Consider the following 507-nt stretch of genomic DNA (forward strand, 5'->3'; position numbering starts at 1 on the left):
AGGTCGTCGAGGGGGGTGGGGATGTGGGGGGCGGTGCCGATGCCGAGGGCGAGGTTACGGGCGTAGGCGCGGCCGAGGGCTTCGGCTTCGCCGTGGTCGTCGAGTTGGGTGTAGTCGATTTCGAAGAGGGTGCGGTCGGGGTTCCAGCGGATGGTGTCGATGTGGTGGTTGAAGTGGAGTCCGGTGAGGTTTTCGCTGACCCAGCGGCAGTAGGCGTCGTATTCGGTGCGGTGGATGTGGAATTTCTCGGAGAAGTAGAAGGGGTAGAGGCGGTGGTGGGTTTTCAGGTAGTTGAGGAAGGTCCAGGGGCTGGTGGGGTCGGTGAGGGTGACGAGGTCGGCGAGGAAGGGGACTTGGAGCGTCGCGTTGTCGATGAGGAGGCCGGGGTGCCAGGCGAAGTGGGGGCGCTGGTCGTAGAACGCGGTGCGGAGGTGGGTGAGGGGGTGGGCTAGGGCGGCGAGGGAGAGGTTGAAGGGGCCGATCCCGATGCCGGCGAGGGCGAGGGGG

General features: G+C 66.5%; 1 protein-coding gene. It reads right to left on the reverse strand.

Annotation, left to right across the window (positions count from 1 at the left end; translation table 11 throughout):
• A partial coding sequence (locus IF55_RS35620) for a SidA/IucD/PvdA family monooxygenase (RefSeq protein WP_048833136.1) occupies positions 1–507 on the reverse strand: 507 nt, incomplete at both ends.

The sequence above is a fragment of the Streptomyces varsoviensis genome (genome assembly GCF_000718635.1).
GTDB lineage: Bacteria > Actinomycetota > Actinomycetes > Streptomycetales > Streptomycetaceae > Streptomyces > Streptomyces varsoviensis.